18 protein-coding genes are annotated in these 16,734 nt (G+C 48.8%); 17 read left to right on the top strand and 1 reads right to left on the bottom strand.

The window, feature by feature from the left end; translation table 11 throughout:
• The first annotated feature begins 1 nt into the window (after nt 1).
• The 14 genes from fabG to MCG98_RS04685 all read left to right on the top strand — a co-directional run bounded on the left by fabG (nt 2) and on the right by MCG98_RS04685 (nt 12,071).
• Nucleotides 2–742 (top strand): 3-oxoacyl-[acyl-carrier-protein] reductase, encoded by a 741-nt coding sequence (gene fabG, locus MCG98_RS04620; RefSeq protein ID WP_240300640.1) that lies wholly within the window; start codon nt 2–4, stop codon nt 740–742.
• 48 nt (nt 743–790) lie between these two features.
• Nucleotides 791–2,038, top strand: coding sequence for a beta-ketoacyl-ACP synthase II (gene fabF, locus MCG98_RS04625; protein ID WP_240300641.1), 1,248 nt, complete (start codon nt 791–793; stop codon nt 2,036–2,038).
• Nucleotides 2,039–2,461: an acetyl-CoA carboxylase biotin carboxyl carrier protein gene (gene accB / locus MCG98_RS04630; protein ID WP_240300642.1), complete on the top strand. Its 423-nt coding sequence runs from the start codon at nt 2,039–2,041 to the stop codon at nt 2,459–2,461.
• 11 nt (nt 2,462–2,472) lie between these two features.
• Nucleotides 2,473–2,898 carry a 3-hydroxyacyl-ACP dehydratase FabZ gene (gene fabZ / locus MCG98_RS04635; RefSeq protein WP_240300643.1) on the top strand — a complete coding sequence of 142 codons (426 nt, stop codon included), beginning with the start codon at nt 2,473–2,475 and terminating at the stop codon, nt 2,896–2,898.
• 8 nt (nt 2,899–2,906) lie between these two features.
• Complete coding sequence (locus tag MCG98_RS04640) at nt 2,907–4,244, top strand: acetyl-CoA carboxylase biotin carboxylase subunit (RefSeq protein WP_240300644.1); 1,338 nt, start codon at nt 2,907–2,909, stop codon at nt 4,242–4,244.
• 14 nt (nt 4,245–4,258) lie between these two features.
• Entirely contained in the window at nt 4,259–5,944 is a 1,686-nt protein-coding gene (gene accD / locus MCG98_RS04645) for an acetyl-CoA carboxylase, carboxyltransferase subunit beta (RefSeq protein ID WP_240300645.1), read from the top strand.
• A gap of 29 nt (nt 5,945–5,973) precedes the next feature.
• Nucleotides 5,974–7,053, top strand: a complete 1,080-nt coding sequence (locus tag MCG98_RS04650; RefSeq protein ID WP_240300646.1) for a nitronate monooxygenase family protein — start codon at nt 5,974–5,976, stop codon at nt 7,051–7,053.
• Between the two features lie 54 nt (nt 7,054–7,107).
• Nucleotides 7,108–7,566 carry a MarR family transcriptional regulator gene (locus tag MCG98_RS04655; protein ID WP_240300647.1) on the top strand — a complete coding sequence of 153 codons (459 nt, stop codon included), beginning with the start codon at nt 7,108–7,110 and terminating at the stop codon, nt 7,564–7,566.
• An 86-nt stretch (nt 7,567–7,652) separates the two neighbouring features.
• Nucleotides 7,653–7,898 (top strand): sulfur carrier protein ThiS, encoded by a 246-nt coding sequence (gene thiS / locus MCG98_RS04660; RefSeq protein WP_345891621.1) that lies wholly within the window; start codon nt 7,653–7,655, stop codon nt 7,896–7,898.
• A gap of 4 nt (nt 7,899–7,902) precedes the next feature.
• Nucleotides 7,903–8,559: a sulfur carrier protein ThiS adenylyltransferase ThiF gene (gene thiF, locus MCG98_RS04665; protein WP_240300649.1), complete on the top strand. Its 657-nt coding sequence runs from the start codon at nt 7,903–7,905 to the stop codon at nt 8,557–8,559.
• Nucleotides 8,560–8,592: 33 nt separating this feature from the next.
• The gene (locus MCG98_RS04670; protein WP_240300650.1) at nt 8,593–9,378 is read left to right on the top strand and encodes a thiazole synthase; all 786 of its coding nucleotides are present in this window, start codon (nt 8,593–8,595) and stop codon (nt 9,376–9,378) included.
• 16 nt (nt 9,379–9,394) lie between these two features.
• Nucleotides 9,395–10,552 (top strand): 2-iminoacetate synthase ThiH, encoded by a 1,158-nt coding sequence (gene thiH, locus MCG98_RS04675; protein ID WP_345891622.1) that lies wholly within the window; start codon nt 9,395–9,397, stop codon nt 10,550–10,552.
• Nucleotides 10,533–11,102, top strand: coding sequence for a thiamine phosphate synthase (locus MCG98_RS04680; RefSeq protein ID WP_240300651.1), 570 nt, complete (start codon nt 10,533–10,535; stop codon nt 11,100–11,102). The genes thiH and MCG98_RS04680 overlap by 20 nt, the downstream gene beginning before the upstream one ends.
• Nucleotides 11,103–11,186: 84 nt before the next feature.
• Nucleotides 11,187–12,071: a glucosaminidase domain-containing protein gene (locus tag MCG98_RS04685; protein ID WP_240300652.1), complete on the top strand. Its 885-nt coding sequence runs from the start codon at nt 11,187–11,189 to the stop codon at nt 12,069–12,071.
• 58 nt (nt 12,072–12,129) lie between these two features.
• Here MCG98_RS04685 and MCG98_RS04690 read toward each other — a convergent pair whose 3' ends face one another.
• Nucleotides 12,130–12,648 (bottom strand): nitroreductase family protein, encoded by a 519-nt coding sequence (locus MCG98_RS04690; RefSeq protein WP_240300653.1) that lies wholly within the window; start codon nt 12,646–12,648, stop codon nt 12,130–12,132.
• A gap of 165 nt (nt 12,649–12,813) precedes the next feature.
• On the opposite strand from MCG98_RS04690, the gene MCG98_RS04695 reads away from it, so the two are divergent.
• The 3 genes from MCG98_RS04695 to dnaB are packed head-to-tail and all read left to right on the top strand — an operon-like array spanning nt 12,814 to nt 16,651.
• The gene (locus MCG98_RS04695) at nt 12,814–14,865 is read left to right on the top strand and encodes a DHH family phosphoesterase (RefSeq protein ID WP_240300654.1); all 2,052 of its coding nucleotides are present in this window, start codon (nt 12,814–12,816) and stop codon (nt 14,863–14,865) included.
• The gene (gene rplI / locus MCG98_RS04700; protein ID WP_240300655.1) at nt 14,865–15,311 is read left to right on the top strand and encodes a 50S ribosomal protein L9; all 447 of its coding nucleotides are present in this window, start codon (nt 14,865–14,867) and stop codon (nt 15,309–15,311) included. Before MCG98_RS04695 ends, rplI begins: the two co-directional genes overlap by 1 nt.
• Before the next feature lie 11 nt (nt 15,312–15,322).
• Complete coding sequence (gene dnaB / locus MCG98_RS04705; RefSeq protein ID WP_240300656.1) at nt 15,323–16,651, top strand: replicative DNA helicase; 1,329 nt, start codon at nt 15,323–15,325, stop codon at nt 16,649–16,651.
• Nucleotides 16,652–16,734 lie beyond the last annotated feature (83 nt).

Here is a 16,734-nt window from a genome sequence, read left to right on the forward strand (position 1 = left end):
TATGTTGGAGAATCAGGTAGCTATCGTAACAGGGGGTGCCAGGGGAATCGGACGTGCGATCGCACTCGCACTGGCAGCTGAGGGAGCGTATGTCGTAGTGAATTATGCGAGTTCCTCCCAGAGGGCGCAGGAAGTGGTGAAGGAAATCCAGGAAAGAGGCGGACAGGCGGAAGCGGGTCCCTGTAACGTCGCGGACGGCGCAGCGGTAGCATCATGGTTTGCCGACATTATGGCTCGCCTGGGGCGGATTGATATTCTGGTAAATAATGCGGGCATTACAAAAGACGGACTTCTTATGCGCATGAGTGAAGAAGATTTTACCAGGGTGCTGGATACAAATCTGACAGGCGCCTTTCACTGCTGTAAATGGGCGGTGAAGTCCATGATACGCCAGCGGAGCGGGAAAATCGTAAATATTTCTTCCGTATCCGGCGTGTCAGGAAATGCAGGACAGGCCAATTACAGCGCTTCCAAGGCGGGACTGATTGGATTGACAAAGTCTGTTGCAAGGGAAGTGGCTTCCAGAGGAATTACCGTGAATGCGGTGGCTCCGGGATTTATTGAGACAGATATGACAGAGGTTCTGTCAGAGAAAGTAAAAGAAGGGGCAAAGGCTCAGATCCCGCTGAAAGATTTCGGGAGACCGGAGGATGTGGCAGATGCAGTTGTATTTCTGGTATCAGAGAAAAGCCGGTATATTACCGGACAGGTGCTGCACGTGGACGGTGGAATGGTAATGTAATGGGAACTCGCCTGAACACTGCACATAATGATATAAAGGAGAAAATCCATGAGAAGAGTTGTTGTTACGGGGATGGGAGCCATCACCCCGATCGGAAACAGTGTGGATGCATTCTGGGAGGCTGTAAAGAGTCAGACCGTGGGCATCGGAGAGATTACAAAGTTTGATATATCAGATTATAAAGTGAAAATTGCAGCGGAAGTCAAAGACTTCGACGCGAAAGAATATATGGACGCCAAAGCGGCAAAGCGTATGGAGGCATTCTGTCAGTATGCGGTTGCGGCATCGAGAGAAGCAGTAAGTGATTCCGGCATCGATATGGAGGAAGAAGACCCGTATATGGTAGGAATCAGTATAGGATCGGGAATTGGGAGCCTGCAGACCGTGGAGCGTGAATTTCAGAAACTGCTGAAGGGCGGTCCGAGAAAAGTCAGCCCTATGATGGTGCCGATGATGATCAGCAATATGGCAGCAGGGAACGTCAGCATCCAGCTTGGATGCAAAGGAAAAAGCATCAATGTGGTGACGGCATGTGCGACGGGAACGCATTCCATCGGCGAAGCATTCCGGACGATCCAGTATGGTGATGCGGATGTGATGCTGGCGGGGGGGGCCGAGAGCTCGATCACGCCGATCGGTGTTTCCGGATTTTCATCGCTGACGGCTCTGACATCAGCATCTGACCCGATGCGCGCATCGATTCCGTTTGACAAGGAGCGAAGCGGTTTTGTGATAGGCGAAGGAGCAGGAGTTGTAGTACTGGAAGAACTGGAGCATGCAAAGAAGAGAAATGCCAGAATTTATGCGGAAATCGTAGGATACGGTGCCACGAGCGATGCCTACCACATTACTTCTCCCATAGAAGACGGCAGCGGAGCTGCAAAAGCCATGGAAAAGGCGATGAATGATGCCGGAATCAGGGCGGAGGACGTGGATTATATCAACGCCCATGGAACGAGTACGCATCATAATGACCTGTTTGAGACGAAGGCAATCAGGCTGGCGCTTGGCAAAGAAGCAGAAAAGGTAAAGATCAGTTCTACAAAGTCCATGATTGGGCATCTGCTTGGTGCAGCCGGGGGTGTGGAATTTATTACCTGTGTAAAATCTATACAGGACGGTTATCTTCACCCGACCGTCGGGTATCAGGTGCCGGATGAAGAATGTGATCTGGATTATATCACAGGAGGCCCTGTGGAGCAGGAGGTTGACTGTTGTCTCACGAATTCTCTGGGATTCGGCGGACATAACGCGACACTCTGTGTCAGAAAATATCGCGGGCAGGAGGAAGCATAAGTGGAAGCAGAACAGATTATACGTTTGATAGAGACTGTCTCAGCCTCATCACTCTCGGAATTTGAATATCAGGAAGGCGATGTCAAGCTCGTTTTAAAAGCGGAGAAGCAGGTAGTCGCAGCAGTTCCGGCAGCAGCAGCGCCGGTTGCAGTACCGGAGTCCATCGAGGAGACAGAGATCATTGACGATGGAACACTGATCAAATCCCCGCTTGTGGGAACGTTCTACAGTGCACCGTCGGAGGATGCGCAGGCGTTCGTTCAGGTGGGGGATACTGTGAAAAAAGGGCAGGTAATCGGAATCATTGAGACGATGAAGCTGATGAATGAGATCGAATGTGACAGGGACGGCGTGATCACCGGGATACTGATTGAAAATGAGCAGGTGGTTGAATACGGGCAACCGCTGTTTCGGATTGGATAAGGAGGGGCAGTATGGCACTTGGAATCAAAGAGATTGAAGCGATTATACCACACCGTCATCCGTTTCTGCTGATCGACCGCATCGATGAACTGGAACCCGGTGTGCGCGCAGAAGGAATCAAGAATGTAACTTTTAAGGAAGACTTTTTCGCAGGTCATTTTCCGGAAGAACCGGTGATGCCGGGTGTACTGATCGTGGAAGCGCTTGCACAGGTGGGGGCTGTTGCCATCTTAAGTGTGGACGAGAACAAAGGGAAGACAGCATTTTTTGGAGGAATGGACAAAGTTAAATTCCGCAGAAAAGTAGTGCCGGGAGACACGCTTCGCCTGGAATGTGAGATTGTGAAACAAAAAGGACCGATCGGTGTCGGCCGTGCAACGGCGACCGTTGACGGTAAGACGGCAGTTACTGCCGATATGACATTTGTGGTAGGATAGGTGATTGCATGATAAAGAAAGTATTGATCGCAAACCGGGGTGAGATCGCGGTGCGTATTATCAGAGCGTGTCGTGAGATGGGGATTGCTACGGTTGCCGTATACTCGGAGGCAGACCGGGATGCCCTGCATACCCTGCTGGCTGACGAAGCCATCTGCATCGGTCCGGCTCCGTCAAAGGAAAGTTATCTGAATATGGAACGTATCTTAAGTGCAACGATCACCATGGAGGCGGATGCCGTTCATCCGGGATTTGGATTCCTCTCGGAGAACAGTAAATTTGCTCAGATGTGCGAAAAATGCGGCATCACCTTTATCGGGCCGAAAAGTGATGTGATCGCCCGTATGGGAAATAAGGCGGAAGCCAGGAATACCATGATCGCGGCACATGTTCCGGTGGTACCGGGGAGCACAGAGTCAATCCTGGATGTAAAAAAAGGGAAGAAAGCTGCGGCGGATATCGGATATCCCGTGATGATCAAGGCGGCTTCCGGAGGTGGAGGCCGAGGTATGCGGGTTGCCATGTCACCGGAGGAATTCGATGCACAGTTCCAGACGGCACAGCGGGAGGCGGAGCAGGGATTCTCCGATCCGACGATGTATATCGAGCGTTTTGTGCAGGAACCGCGGCATATTGAATTCCAGATCCTGGCGGATCGTTATGGAAATGTGGTACATCTCGGGGAACGTGACTGCTCCGTACAGCGCCGCCATCAGAAAATGATCGAAGAATCACCGAGTCCCGCCATCTCCGAAGACCTCCGCGCCGAAATGGGAAGGGCTGCGGTGAAAGCGGCTCTTGCGGCGGGTTATGAAAATGCAGGTACGATCGAATTTCTGGTGGATAAGAACAGAGAATTCTTTTTTATAGAGATGAATACAAGAATTCAGGTGGAGCATCCGGTGACGGAGGCTGTGACAGGGCTGGACCTGATCAAGGAACAGATCAGGATCGCATCAGGGGAAAAACTTCCATTTTCACAGGATGACATCTGTCTGAGGGGTCATGCGATGGAATGCAGGATCAATGCTGAAAATCCGGATAAAAACTTTATGCCATGTCCGGGGACGATCCAGGACAGCCATTTCCCGGGAGGAAACGGCGTTCGGATCGACAGTGCGGTATATAACGGGTATCAGATTCCGCCGAACTATGATTCCATGATCGCCAAAGTGATTGTTCACGGCGCAAACCGTGAGGAGGCATTGCAGAAAATGCGCTCGGCACTTGATGAGATGGTCATAGAAGGTGTGGATACGAACAAGGAATATCAGATGCAGATTATTGAACACCAGGTTTTCCGGGAGGGAAAACAGGACACTTCATTTATTGAGAAATATCTGTAGCCGTGGAGGTAGTGATGTTAAAGAATTTATTACGGAAATCTCCGTCCAATATGAATATGAAAAAGGGAGAAGAGGCACCGGATGTGCTGAAAACTCTCTGGGCAAAATGCAGCAAGTGCGGTGAACTGGTTTACAGGGATGATGTGCGTGCGAATTATTATATTTGCCCAAAATGCGGCGGATATTTCCGTCTGAATATAAAGCGCCGGCTGAAAATGACAGTGGACGGCGGCAGTTTTGAGGAATGGGATGCAGATCTTGAGACCGGCAATCCGCTGCAGTTTGAGGGCTATGAAGAGAAGATCAAGGCGGCACAGGAAAAAACATCACTCGCGGAAGGTGTTGTGACAGGTAAAGCTGCCATTGAAGGACTTACCTGTGCAGTCGGCGTCATTGATGCCCGGTTTCTGATGGGAAGCATGGGCTATGTCGTCGGAGAAAAAATTACACGCATGATAGAACGTGCTACGGCGCTTAGGCTTCCGATCGTTATGTTCTGCTGTTCAGGAGGAGCCAGAATGCAGGAAGGCATGGTCTCTCTGATGCAGATGGCGAAGACTTCCGCAGCATTAAAAAGACACAGTAATGAAGGACAGCTGTATATATCTGTTCTGACGGATCCTACGACGGGCGGGGTGACGGCGAGTTTTGCAATGCTTGGAGATGTGATTCTGGCAGAGCCGAAAGCACTGATTGGATTTGCAGGTCCGCGTGTCATTGAGCAGACGATTCGGCAGAAGCTCCCGGAAGGATTTCAGCGTTCCGAATTTTTGCTTGAACATGGGTTTGTCGACAAGATCGTGGAGCGTGCAGATATGAGGAAAACGCTTGCAGACATCATACGTATGCATACGCTTTCAGAAAAAGCATCTGCGCCGGCTGAGGCAGATCTGGCAAAATCACGCAAACGGAAGGAAAACCGGGATGCCTGGAGTGTAGTGGAGACCTCCAGACGGGCAGACCGTCTGACGGCACTCGACTATATTGAAAATATTTTTACGGACTTCATAGAATTTCATGGTGACCGTTACTGCCAGGATGACGGAGCGGTCGTCGGGGGAATTGCGATGCTGGGGGCGACACCCGTCACGGTCATCGGACAGCAGAAGGGAAAAAACCTGAAGGATAATCTGGTCCGGAACTTTGGGATGCCGTCTCCGGATGGCTACCGGAAGGCACTGAGACTTATGAAACAGGCGGAGAAATTTCACCGCCCGGTGATCTGTCTGGTGGATACACCGGGGGCGTTCTGCGGACTGGAAGCCGAGGAGCGCGGTCAGGGAAGAGCGATCGCGGATAATCTGTTCGAGATGTCGGATCTGAAGACGCCCATCCTCTCCATGGTAATCGGAGAAGGCGGAAGCGGCGGTGCTCTTGCCATGGCTGTGGCAGACGAAGTCTGGATGATGGAAAATGCAGTCTACTCGATTCTGTCCCCGGAGGGATTTGCTTCCATTTTGTGGAAGGACAGCAAAAAAGCAAATGAAGCGGCCGGGGTCATGAAAATCACCGCAGACGATCTGCTGGGCCTTGGTATCATTGAGAAAGTGATTCCGGAAGAAAAACCGGCATGCCAGGAGAATCAGCGTCAGATCTGCAGAATGCTGCGTGCAGAGATCCGAAGTTTTCTGGTGCGTTTCCAGGGAAAGACAGACAGTGAGCTTCGGGATCACCGTTACCAGCGTTTCCGCAAAATGTAACGAGTGCAGGAATAGAGAGGGAAAAATTAATGACAGAGCAAAAACCTTTGAGAATCGGGGAGCTGACGGTACCCCTTCCGCTGATCCAGGGTGGGATGGGAGTCGGAGTCAGTCTTTCGGGACTGGCGGGAGCTGTGGCGAAAAACGGCGGCATCGGCCTGATCTCCACGGCACAGATCGGTTTCCGGGATCCCGAATTTCGTAAAAACCCAATTGAGACAAATCTGCGGGTGATGAAGGAAGAACTGGATAAAGCCCGTGCGATTGCGCCCGGAGGGATACTGGGATTCAATATCATGGTCGCCACGAGACGATATGAAGATTATGTGAAAGCGGCACTGAAGGCGGGGGCTGATATCATCGTATCAGGTGCCGGGCTTCCGGTGGATCTGCCGAAATATGCAAAAGGTTTTAAGACGAAGCTGGCACCGATCGTATCTTCGCTGAAAGCGGCGAAACTGATCTGCAAACTCTGGGACCGCCGTTATCAGACGACACCGGATCTCATTGTGATCGAGGGACCAAAGGCGGGAGGTCATCTGGGATTTTCAGAGGAAGAACTTAAGACATATACGGACGAGAGTTATGAGGAAGAGATTAAAAAGATTATCTGCGCGGTCAGGGAATGCGGTGACAAATACCAGAAGAACATACCGGTCGTTGTGGCGGGCGGAATCTATGACGGACAGGATGTACAGCATATGATCGGGGAAGTAGGGGCAGATGGGGTACAGGTTGGAACCAGATTTGTTACGACCAAAGAGTGTGACGCTCCGATGTCCTATAAAGAGCGGTATCTGAGAGCCAGGGAGGCAGATATTGTGATCACGAAAAGTCCGGTGGGGATGCCGGGACGTGCGATCAGGAATTCATTCTTAACAGCGGATCATACGCAGGAGAAGCGCCCCCAGGGCTGCCTTCAATGCCTGGAAAAATGTAATCCTGCACAGATTCCGTACTGTATCACACAGGCGCTTGTAAACGCGGTCACGGAAAAAACAGAACTGGCACTGCTTTTCTGCGGCAGCAACGCGTATCGCAGTAATCAGATTGAGACGGTGCCGCGGGTGATTTCAGATTTGTTCGGAATCGCTTGTAATCCGGCATAAAACCATGTATCATTAACATGTACGAAAGCTGCAATTTGAATGAAGGAGGTACCCATGGAAAAGAGCTATCGCGCCCTGAATGATGTTCTGGTGAATCTGTTTCATGATATTATGGATATTGAGCAGGATGCCATCATTACCGGGGAATTCTGCGACATTACAAACAATGATATGCATATTATCGAAGCGGTTGGCGTGGAACAGCCGATGAATATGTCATCGATTGCCAAAAAGATGCTGGTTACCATGGGCACACTGACAATTTCTATGAACAGCCTTGTAAAAAAGGGATATGTGCTGAGGGAACGCAGTGAAGAAGACCGGCGTGTGGTATTTATCCGCCTGACAGAAAAAGGGAAGCGGGCATATTACCATCATGAAGCTTTCCACAGGGAAATGATTGAGGCTGTGGTAAAGGGGCTTGCTGAGGACGAGAAGGAAATCCTGGTCACTTCGCTCACTCAGCTGAAAGATTTCTTTATGAATTATAAAAAGAAGCAAAAAAACAGTTGACAAAAGCTGAAAAATTTATATAATCATTTTTAGAGTGTGTAAAAGGTCACACGAAGGGGTACACCACCGCGGGTGTATTCTTTCGTGTGGCCTTTTTCATATGTCTTTTTGAAAAACGTCGGGAGGTGAAAGGATTGATATTTGTTAACGGAGAAGAGAAAAAGTGTGGTGAGAGCATGCAGCTTGACAGACTTTTGAAAGAACTGGGGTATGATACTGGGCGCGTCGCAGTGGAATTGAACCAGAATATTATTCCCAGAGCCAGGTATGGCTCAGTGACAGTGAACGATGGGGATTATCTGGAAGTTGTGAGATTTGTCGGGGGAGGATGAGGCTATGCAGCAGGGAGAAAGCTGTACATTCCCGTCCAGGGAAGAACTTGACCGGGCGAAAGATCAGCGATTTTCACCGGAAGTACATAAAAGACTGAAAGATTCACAGGTAGCGGTAGCGGGACTCGGTGGTCTTGGATCAAATATTGCGGTTATGCTGACCAGAAGCGGAATCGGCCATCTTCATCTGGTGGATTTCGATTCTGTAGATGTGACAAATCTCAATCGTCAGGCGTATATGACGAGTCATCTGGGGATGAAAAAGACTGCGGCGCTGGCACAGATCCTTCGGGAGATCAATCCATACCTCAGGATAACAACGAAGACAGCGTATGTGACGGAAAGAAATGCGGCGGAATTGTTTGGAAGGTATCCGATTGTCTGTGAAGCTTTTGACCGGCCGGAGAATAAAGCGATGCTTGTCAATACGCTGCTGGAAAACTGTCCCCATACGACGGTGGTGGCGGGCTCCGGTATGGCGGGATATGGGAGCAGCAATGCAATCATTACCCGGCGTGCCATGAACCGTCTGTATATCTGCGGCGATGGTCAGGCGGATGTAAACGACGGGACAGGACTGATGGCGCCGCGTGTGGCAATCTGTGCCGGACATCAGGCAAATATGGTGCTCCGGCTGCTCCTGGGTGAGAAGGATGTCTGATATCTATGATAAAAAGAAGGAGAAGAGAATACCATGAAGAGAGAAGATGTAAAAGAGGATGTACTGATGATCGGGGGACATGCCTTTACCTCCCGTTTTATACTGGGTTCGGGAAAATATGATCTGAACCTGATCCGTGCGGCTGTATCGGACGCGGGTGCGCAGATGATCACACTGGCACTCAGAAGAGCAAATTCGGACGGAAAAGAAAATATTCTGGATTATATACCTGAGGGTGTGACACTGCTTCCCAATACATCCGGAGCAAGAAACGCTGAAGAAGCGGTGCGCATCGCACGCCTGGCAAGAGAACTCGGGTGCGGTGATTTCGTGAAGATCGAAGTTATCCATGATTCAAAATATCTGCTTCCGGACAACTACGAGACAATCAGGGCTACAGAGATACTGGCGAGGGAAGGATTCGTGGTGATGCCGTATATGTATCCGGATCTGAATGCAGCCAGAGATCTTGTGAATGCCGGTGCAGCGTCCATCATGCCGCTCGCGGCCCCGATCGGCTCCAACAAAGGACTTGCCACCCGGGAATTTATTCAGATTCTGGTGGATGAAACAGAACTTCCGGTCATCGTTGATGCGGGGATAGGAAGGCCGTCACAGGCATGCGAAGCCATGGAGATGGGAGTTGCCGCTGTCATGGCAAATACAGCGATTGCAACGGCAGGTGACATTCCGGCGATGGCAAAGGCTTTTAAACAGGCGATCGAGGCGGGGCGCGGGGCATACCTTGCAGGGCTTGGCAGAGTACTTGCAAAGGGCGGTTCGGCATCTTCACCTCTGACCGGTTTCCTGGAAGAGTAAGGGGAGGGAAGGGACATTGGAAAAAAGAACTGACCATATGGAGTATATGGAGGGAATGGAGATCATTCCCTCTGATGTCATGGATGAGGTTGTGAGCAGGATGGAGGCATATGACTATCACGCTTATACGGCAGAGGATGTCAGGGTGGCATTGATCCATGAAAATTGTTCCGTGGAAGATTTTAAAGCATTGCTCTCACCTGCGGCACTTCCGTTTCTGGAACAGATGGCGCAGCGTGCACAGCAGGAGACACGCAGGCATTTTGGTAATACCGTTTATATGTTTACTCCGCTTTATATTTCAAATTATTGTGAAAATTACTGCATATACTGTGGTTTTAACTGCCACAATAAAATACGACGTGCGAAGCTGGATGCTGCAGGGATCGAGAGGGAGATGAAGGCGATCGCAGGAACAGGTCTGGAGGAAATTCTGATCCTGACAGGGGAGAGCAGAAAAAATTCCGATGTGACGTACATAGGAGAGGCTTGCAGGATCGCACGTAAGTATTTTAAAATGGTGGGGCTGGAAGTTTATCCCATGAATTCCGACGAATATGCGTATCTGCACAAATGCGGCGCGGATTATGTCACAGTTTTCCAGGAGACGTATAATTCCGATAAGTACGAGACTCTTCATCTTGCGGGGCATAAACGGATTTTTCCTTATCGTGTAAATGCACAGGAGCGTGCCCTTATGGGAGGTATGCGCGGTGTAGCCTTTGCGGCACTGCTTGGCCTTGCCGATTTCAGAAAGGATGCGTTTGCAACCGGACTGCATGCCTGGCTGCTGCAGCGAAAATATCCGTGGGCGGAAATTTCATTTTCCTGTCCGAGACTGCGTCCGATCATCAATAATGACAAGATTAATCCAAAAGATGTGCACGAAAAACAACTGTTGCAGGTTATGTGCGCATATCGTATTTTCATGCCCTATGCGGGGATGACAATTTCCACAAGAGAGAGGGCCGGATTCCGGGACCACGTGATCGGGATGACAGCGACTAAAATTTCAGCCGGCGTCAGCACAGGAGTTGGAAGTCATGAGTCAGATGCGGAGGAACTGGGGGACGACCAGTTTGAAATTGCGGACGGGCGCAATGTGGAAGAGGTCTATGCAAGTATTTTAGCGCAGGGCCTGCAGCCTGTCATGAATGATTATGTGTACGTTTAAAATAATCGCCGTGACAAACCGCCGACTCTGTCACCGCCCGCTGACGGAACAGCTGGAACGCATTGCCAGCGTAATCAGACCAGATCTGGTTATGTTAAGAGAGAAGGATTTATCAGAAGAAGCGTATCAGGACCTGGCAGAAAAGGTAACTGCCTGCTGTATGCGGCTGGGGATTCCGTGTGTACTTCACACATACGCCAAAGTCGCACGGAGGCTTGCGTGGCCGGCGATTCATCTTCCATTTACACTGTTTCAGGAACAATGGATGGAGGTAAAAGAATTTAACGCATGCGGCACATCGGTGCATTCGGTGGAGGACGCCGTATGGGCACAGGAGCATAACGCGGCTTATGTGACCGCAGGCCATATATTTCCAACAGGCTGCAAACCCGGACTGCCTCCCCGCGGGCTTGATTTTCTGGAAAAAGTCTGCAGTGCGGTTGATATTCCGGTCTATGCGATTGGAGGAATCACAGAAAAAAATCTGAATCTGGTCAGGGAGACAAGGGCGTCAGGAGCCTGTATGATGTCGAATTTGATGAAAATATAACTGCTTGTATTTTTTTCCATTCTTCTGTATAATGAATACATTAATTGTAAAGATAGTATGTACGTGGACAGCTGAGAGGTGGATATGAAGCAAAAACGAGTGGTGGCGTATCTTCTTGCGGGAATGCTGGCGGTAACGAGTGCAGTTCCTGTGTTTGCAGAACCGCAGGAGCAGAACTACAACAGGGTGGAAGAACGTCAGAAAGCAAGAGAAGAATCAGACAGCAGTGAGGACACGCAGGAGACTGCGGTACTTACTGGGACAATTACGAATGCAGCCGATGTAGCGAATCTGGCAGAGACGGACCGGGTGTCGATCATCGGCAGGATGTGTCAGCAGGACTATGCTAAATCTGGAATACTTGCCAGTATCAGTGCGGCTCAGTGTATTCTGGAATCCGGATATATGGGGACGGACCTTGCACAGGAGGCAAATAATTGTTTCGGAATGAAGGTGACGCTTTCCGGAAATACATGGGAGAACAGTTCCTGGGATGGGATCTCGTCCTATACGAAACAGACTGGTGAGGAGTATGGCGGACGTAAGGTTACGATCACGGCAGCTTTTCGAAAATATGATTGTGTGGAGGACTCTGTTGCAGACCATTCAGCATATCTTCTGGGAGCCACAGACGGTGAGGGGCTCCGTTACGAGGGTCTGAAAGGCGAAACAGATTACAGAACAGCAATTCAGATCATCAAAGACGGCGGCTACGCAACGGACAGCGCATACGTGTCTAAAATCTGCAATATCATAGAAAAATTCAATTTGACGCAGTATGATGTCGTGCCGGATACAAAGAGTAATGATGAACTGCTTGAGGATGTGCAGTTCTACAGGATAAGAAAGACCTGGGAGGATGAAGACAGCCAGCAGGGAGCATATCTGGATCTTGTTCAGGCGAAGAAAGCGTGCAAAAAAGGATACAGTGTGTTCAGCCCCGAAGGGGAAAAAATTTATACGAAATAGAAGTATACAGGACCGCAGAGACTTCTGCGGTCCTGTTAGTATATACGAGAAAATTATACTATCGGATGATGTTGATCTCTCCGGTTTTGGAAGGCCTGTTTTTATCGGGAGAAGCCGGATAGCCCAGGGCCGCCATGCCATACACTACATGGTCTGACGGAATCTGAAATTCATCCAGAATACTTCTTACAGAAGGAACGTCGCAGATGTTCTGAAGCTGGTTGATCCAGACGGAGCCGATTCCAAGAGAATGGGCGGCAAGAAAAATGTTTTCCAGGGCGCAGGCATTATCCTCGCGTCCCCAGATAAAGTCCCTGGAGTTGGACGGGATGATCAGGACTTCAGGATCGTACATGTCGTAACCTTCATTATTAAGCTCTTTTGCCACGACGGCCGCAAGTTTTTGAATTTTTGATCTGTCTGTTACTGCTGTGAATTTCCAGCTCTGCCTGTTCATGGCGCTTGGAGCATAAGCTGCTGATGTTAAGATCAGATTCAGATCCTCTTCCGGGATTCTTTTCTCCAGAAATGCTCTGATACTCCGGCGGGTCAGCAGGTTTTCAATAACGCTGTTCATAAATCATTCCTCCTTATCTGAAGCTGTCATTTTCGTTTACTTTATTATAGGAGCAGAGATGGCGAGAAAAAAGGCTTTTTTATTTGGCAGAAAAATGATATAATGAGACAGAAACGCTACTACAAAATTCTAAATCTATAGGAAAAATTACAGTAGGTAAAAGGTATGAATGGAAGAATAAAACTTTCAGGGCCGCTGAAATCTTATCTGAACTGGCCGATAACTCTCAGCGTTTTGATGATTATTATGAATATCGCAGTGTATTTTATCAACGTAAAGGCTGGGACTCTCGTCAGTTTTTTTGTGGCAGCCTATATTGCGATCGTGGTGATATTATATTTTCATAACCGCCCGATTATTCTGAATGAGCTGATCACATTTGCTACGCAGTACGGTCAGATTCAGAAGAACCTGATGCGTGATTTTGCGATTCCGTTTGCCGTTCTGGATGCGGATGGAAAAGTCATGTGGCTGAACAAGTCATTTTCAAAACTGACGGGAAAAGATAAGAAGTATCATAAATCCATAACGAATGTGATGTCGGAGATCACACAGGATATCCTTCCAGGGGAAGAAAATGAGATCAAAGAAGTAGAAATCAGTTACGGAAGCCAGAATTTTCGGGTAAAACTGCAGCGCATCAGTATTGACGGACTTCTTCAGAATTCCAAACTTGTCGACGTGGAAGAGGTACAGGATAATTGCCTGATCGGTCTTTACATGTACGATGTGACGGAATTAAATGAATATATTAGAAAAAATGAAGAAGAAAAGCTGGTGTCTGGTCTGTTGTATCTGGACAATTACGAAGAAGCTACTGACAGTGTGGAGGAAGTCCGCAGATCACTTTTGACAGCGCTGATCGAACGTAAGATCACGAAATATTTCTCAGCTGTCGACGGAGTTGTCAAGCGCCTTGAGAAAGATAAATATTTTCTGGTTATGCGCAGAGGTTCCATGGAACAGCTGAAAGAACAGAAGTTTAATATCCTGGAAGATATTAAAAACGTCAATATTGGAAATGAGATGTCTGTCACGATCAGTATGGGACTTGGGGCACATGCAGATACGTATGCACAGACTGCGGAGTACGCGCGCGTTGCGATTGAACTGGCACTCGGCCGGGGCGGAGATCAGGTTGTCATAAAAGACGGAGACCAGATTTCCTATTATGGCGGAAAGTCACAGATGGTGGAAAAGACCACACGCGTCAAGGCCCGTGTTAAAGCGCATGCACTTAAAGAGTTCATGAGTCAGAAAGACAATGTGGTCGTGATGGGGCATAAGATCACGGATGTCGATACATTTGGCGCTGCTATCGGTATATACCGCGCGGCAAAAACTCTGAACAAGAAAGCTTATATCGTTATCAATAATGCGACCTCTTCCATAAGGCCGCTGATGGACGAATTTATAAATAATCCGGATTACGATCCGCATATGTTTGTGAACAGCCATGAGGCAAAAGACATCACCGATGATAATACGGTACTGGTCGTTGTTGACACCAACCGTCCGAGCTATTCAGAATGCGAAGAACTGTTGTCCATGACGAAGACGATTGTAGTACTTGACCATCACCGCCAGAGCAGTGAGGTCATTAAGAATGCAGTCCTTTCTTATATTGAGCCTTATGCATCTTCGGCGTGTGAAATGGTTGCAGAAGTGCTTCAGTATTTTGCGGATGGTATACGGATCCGTAATATAGAGGCAGACAGTATTTATGCGGGAATCATGATCGATACAAATAATTTTATGACTAAGACAGGTGTGCGTACATTTGAGGCTGCGGCTTTTCTGCGGAGGTGCGGTGCTGATGTGACGCGTGTTCGTAAGCTGTTCCGCGAGAACGCAGAGGATTACCGTGCAAGAGGAGAAGCGATTCGTAATGCGGAGCTCTTCAGGAAATGTTATGCGATTTCCGTGTGCCCGGCGGAGGGGCTGGAAAGCCCGACAGTCGTCGGTGCACAGGCAGCAAATGAACTGCTGAATATCGTCGGTGTTAAGGCGTCTTTTGTGATGACAGATTATAAAGATATGATCTATATCAGTGCCCGTGCAATTGATGAAGTTAACGTTCAGATTATCATGGAACGCATGGGCGGCGGCGGCCATCTGAACATCGCCGGTTCGCAGCTGAAGGGATATACGGTCAGGGAAGCCATTGACTACCTGAAACAGACTTTACAGGAAATGATAGACGGAGGAGATATCTGATGAAAGTAATATTACTGGAAGATGTAAAAGCTTTGGGGAAAAAGGGAGAAGTTGTTAACGTGAGTGATGGATATGCAAGAAATATGCTGCTTCCAAAGAAACTGGGACTGGAAGCGACGTCCAGGAATATGAATGACCTGAAGCTTGCGAAAGCACACGATGATAAGATCGCAAAAGAAAATCTGGAAGCCGCACGTCAGTTTAAGGCAGAACTGGAGACAAAGGAAGTGACGGTCTCGATCAAAGTCGGTGAGGGCGGAAAAACATTTGGTTCTGTATCTGCAAAAGAAATTGCTGAAGCGGCCAGGGAGCAGCTGGGGTATGAGCTGGATAAGAAAAAGATGCAGCTTAACAATCCAATCCGTGAACTGGGAACCACCATGGTTCCGCTGCGCCTGCACCCCAAGGTGACAGCAGAACTTAAAGTCATTGTGAAAGAAGCTTAGGAGGAATTTGCGTGGAAGAAGCGCTTATCAAAAGAATACTGCCTCACAGTACTGAGGCGGAGCAGTCTGTCATCGGTTCCATGCTGATGGACCGGGAAGCTATTTTGGTAGCGTCTGAGATACTGACCGGAGACGATTTTTATCAGCATCAGTATAAGGTGGTATACGAAGCTATGCTGGAGCTGTTTAATGAAGGCAAGCCGGTAGACCCTGTGACGCTTCAGAACAGGCTGCAGGAAAAGGATGTGCCGCCGGAGATCAGCAGTATGGAATTCGTACGCGATGTGATTTCGGCTGTCCCGACGTCTGCAAATGTGAAGTATTATGCCGGGATTGTGAGGGATAAGGCAATGCTTCGCAGGCTGATCAAAGTCAATGAGGAAATTTCCAATGCATGCTATCTGAATAATGATAAGGTTGAGGATATTATGGAGGATGCGGAGAAGCGTATGTTTGAGCTTCTTCAGAAGAGAAACAGCGGAGAATTTGTGCCGATCCGCCAGGTTGTACTAAACGCACTTGATACGATTGAGAAGGCATCCAGGACTAAGGGAAGTGTAACAGGGCTTCCGACGGGTTTTGTGGATCTTGACTACAAGACCTCCGGATTCCAGCCGTCTGACTTTATTCTGGTTGCGGCGCGTCCATCCATGGGGAAGACGGCATTTGTGTTGAATATCGCACAGTATATGGCATTTAAAAAAGATCTGACGGTAGCCATTTTCAGTCTGGAGATGTCCAGAGAACAGCTGGTGAACCGTCTGTTTTCTTTGGAATCAAGGGTGGACTCTCAAAGTATCCGTACGGGTAATCTTAAGGATGAGGACTGGGCAAAACTGATAGAAGGCGCCGGTGTCATTGGGAATTCCAATCTGATTATCGAGGATACGCCCGGTATTTCAATCTCTGAGATGCGTTCTAAATGCAGAAAGTTTAAGCTTGAACATAATCTGGGGATTATCATCATCGACTACCTGCAGCTGATGAGCGGCAGCGGGAGGAGTGATTCCAGACAGCAGGAGATATCAGATATTTCCCGCTCCCTCAAATCGCTAGCCCGTGAACTGAGCGTTCCTGTAGTGGCTCTGTCACAGCTGAGCCGTGCAGTTGAGAAACGTGATGATAAACGACCAATGCTGTCAGATCTCCGTGAATCAGGGGCGATAGAACAGGATGCCGATGTCGTAATGTTTATCTATCGTGATGACTATTATAATAAGGACACGGAAAACCCGAATGTGGCGGAAATTATTATCGCCAAGCAGAGGAATGGCCCCATCGGGACTGTGAATCTGGTGTGGATGCCGGAGTACACACGTTTTGTTAACTGGAAGAAGTAGGGTGATCCCGGGACAGGCATGTCGGAATCCGTCGATGTCTTTTCATTGCAATTGTAGCCCTGAATGCTATAATAAAGTTGAAG

It is taken from the genome of Ruminococcus sp. OA3, from assembly GCF_022440845.1.
Classification (GTDB): Bacteria; Bacillota; Clostridia; order Lachnospirales; family Lachnospiraceae; genus Ruminococcus_G.

Bases quoted from the DNA above. Each gene is read 5' to 3' on its own strand.
- MCG98_RS04655 (WP_240300647.1), top strand. From the start codon at position 7,108: ATGGAAAAGAGCTATCGCGCCCTGAATGATGTTCTGGTGAATCTGTTT.
- thiF (WP_240300649.1), top strand. From the start codon at position 7,903: ATGCAGCAGGGAGAAAGCTGTACATTCCCGTCCAGGGAAGAACTTGAC.
- MCG98_RS04670 (WP_240300650.1), top strand. From the start codon at position 8,593: ATGAAGAGAGAAGATGTAAAAGAGGATGTACTGATGATCGGGGGACAT.
- MCG98_RS04685 (WP_240300652.1), top strand. From the start codon at position 11,187: ATGAAGCAAAAACGAGTGGTGGCGTATCTTCTTGCGGGAATGCTGGCG.
- fabF (WP_240300641.1), top strand. From the start codon at position 791: ATGAGAAGAGTTGTTGTTACGGGGATGGGAGCCATCACCCCGATCGGA.
- MCG98_RS04650 (WP_240300646.1), top strand. From the start codon at position 5,974: ATGACAGAGCAAAAACCTTTGAGAATCGGGGAGCTGACGGTACCCCTT.
- fabZ (WP_240300643.1), top strand. From the start codon at position 2,473: ATGGCACTTGGAATCAAAGAGATTGAAGCGATTATACCACACCGTCAT.
- MCG98_RS04680 (WP_240300651.1), top strand. From the start codon at position 10,533: ATGATTATGTGTACGTTTAAAATAATCGCCGTGACAAACCGCCGACTC.
- MCG98_RS04695 (WP_240300654.1), top strand. From the start codon at position 12,814: ATGAATGGAAGAATAAAACTTTCAGGGCCGCTGAAATCTTATCTGAAC.
- fabG (WP_240300640.1), top strand. From the start codon at position 2: ATGTTGGAGAATCAGGTAGCTATCGTAACAGGGGGTGCCAGGGGAATC.
- rplI (WP_240300655.1), top strand. From the start codon at position 14,865: ATGAAAGTAATATTACTGGAAGATGTAAAAGCTTTGGGGAAAAAGGGA.
- accD (WP_240300645.1), top strand. From the start codon at position 4,259: ATGTTAAAGAATTTATTACGGAAATCTCCGTCCAATATGAATATGAAA.
- MCG98_RS04690 (WP_240300653.1), bottom strand. From the start codon at position 12,648: ATGAACAGCGTTATTGAAAACCTGCTGACCCGCCGGAGTATCAGAGCA.
- MCG98_RS04640 (WP_240300644.1), top strand. From the start codon at position 2,907: ATGATAAAGAAAGTATTGATCGCAAACCGGGGTGAGATCGCGGTGCGT.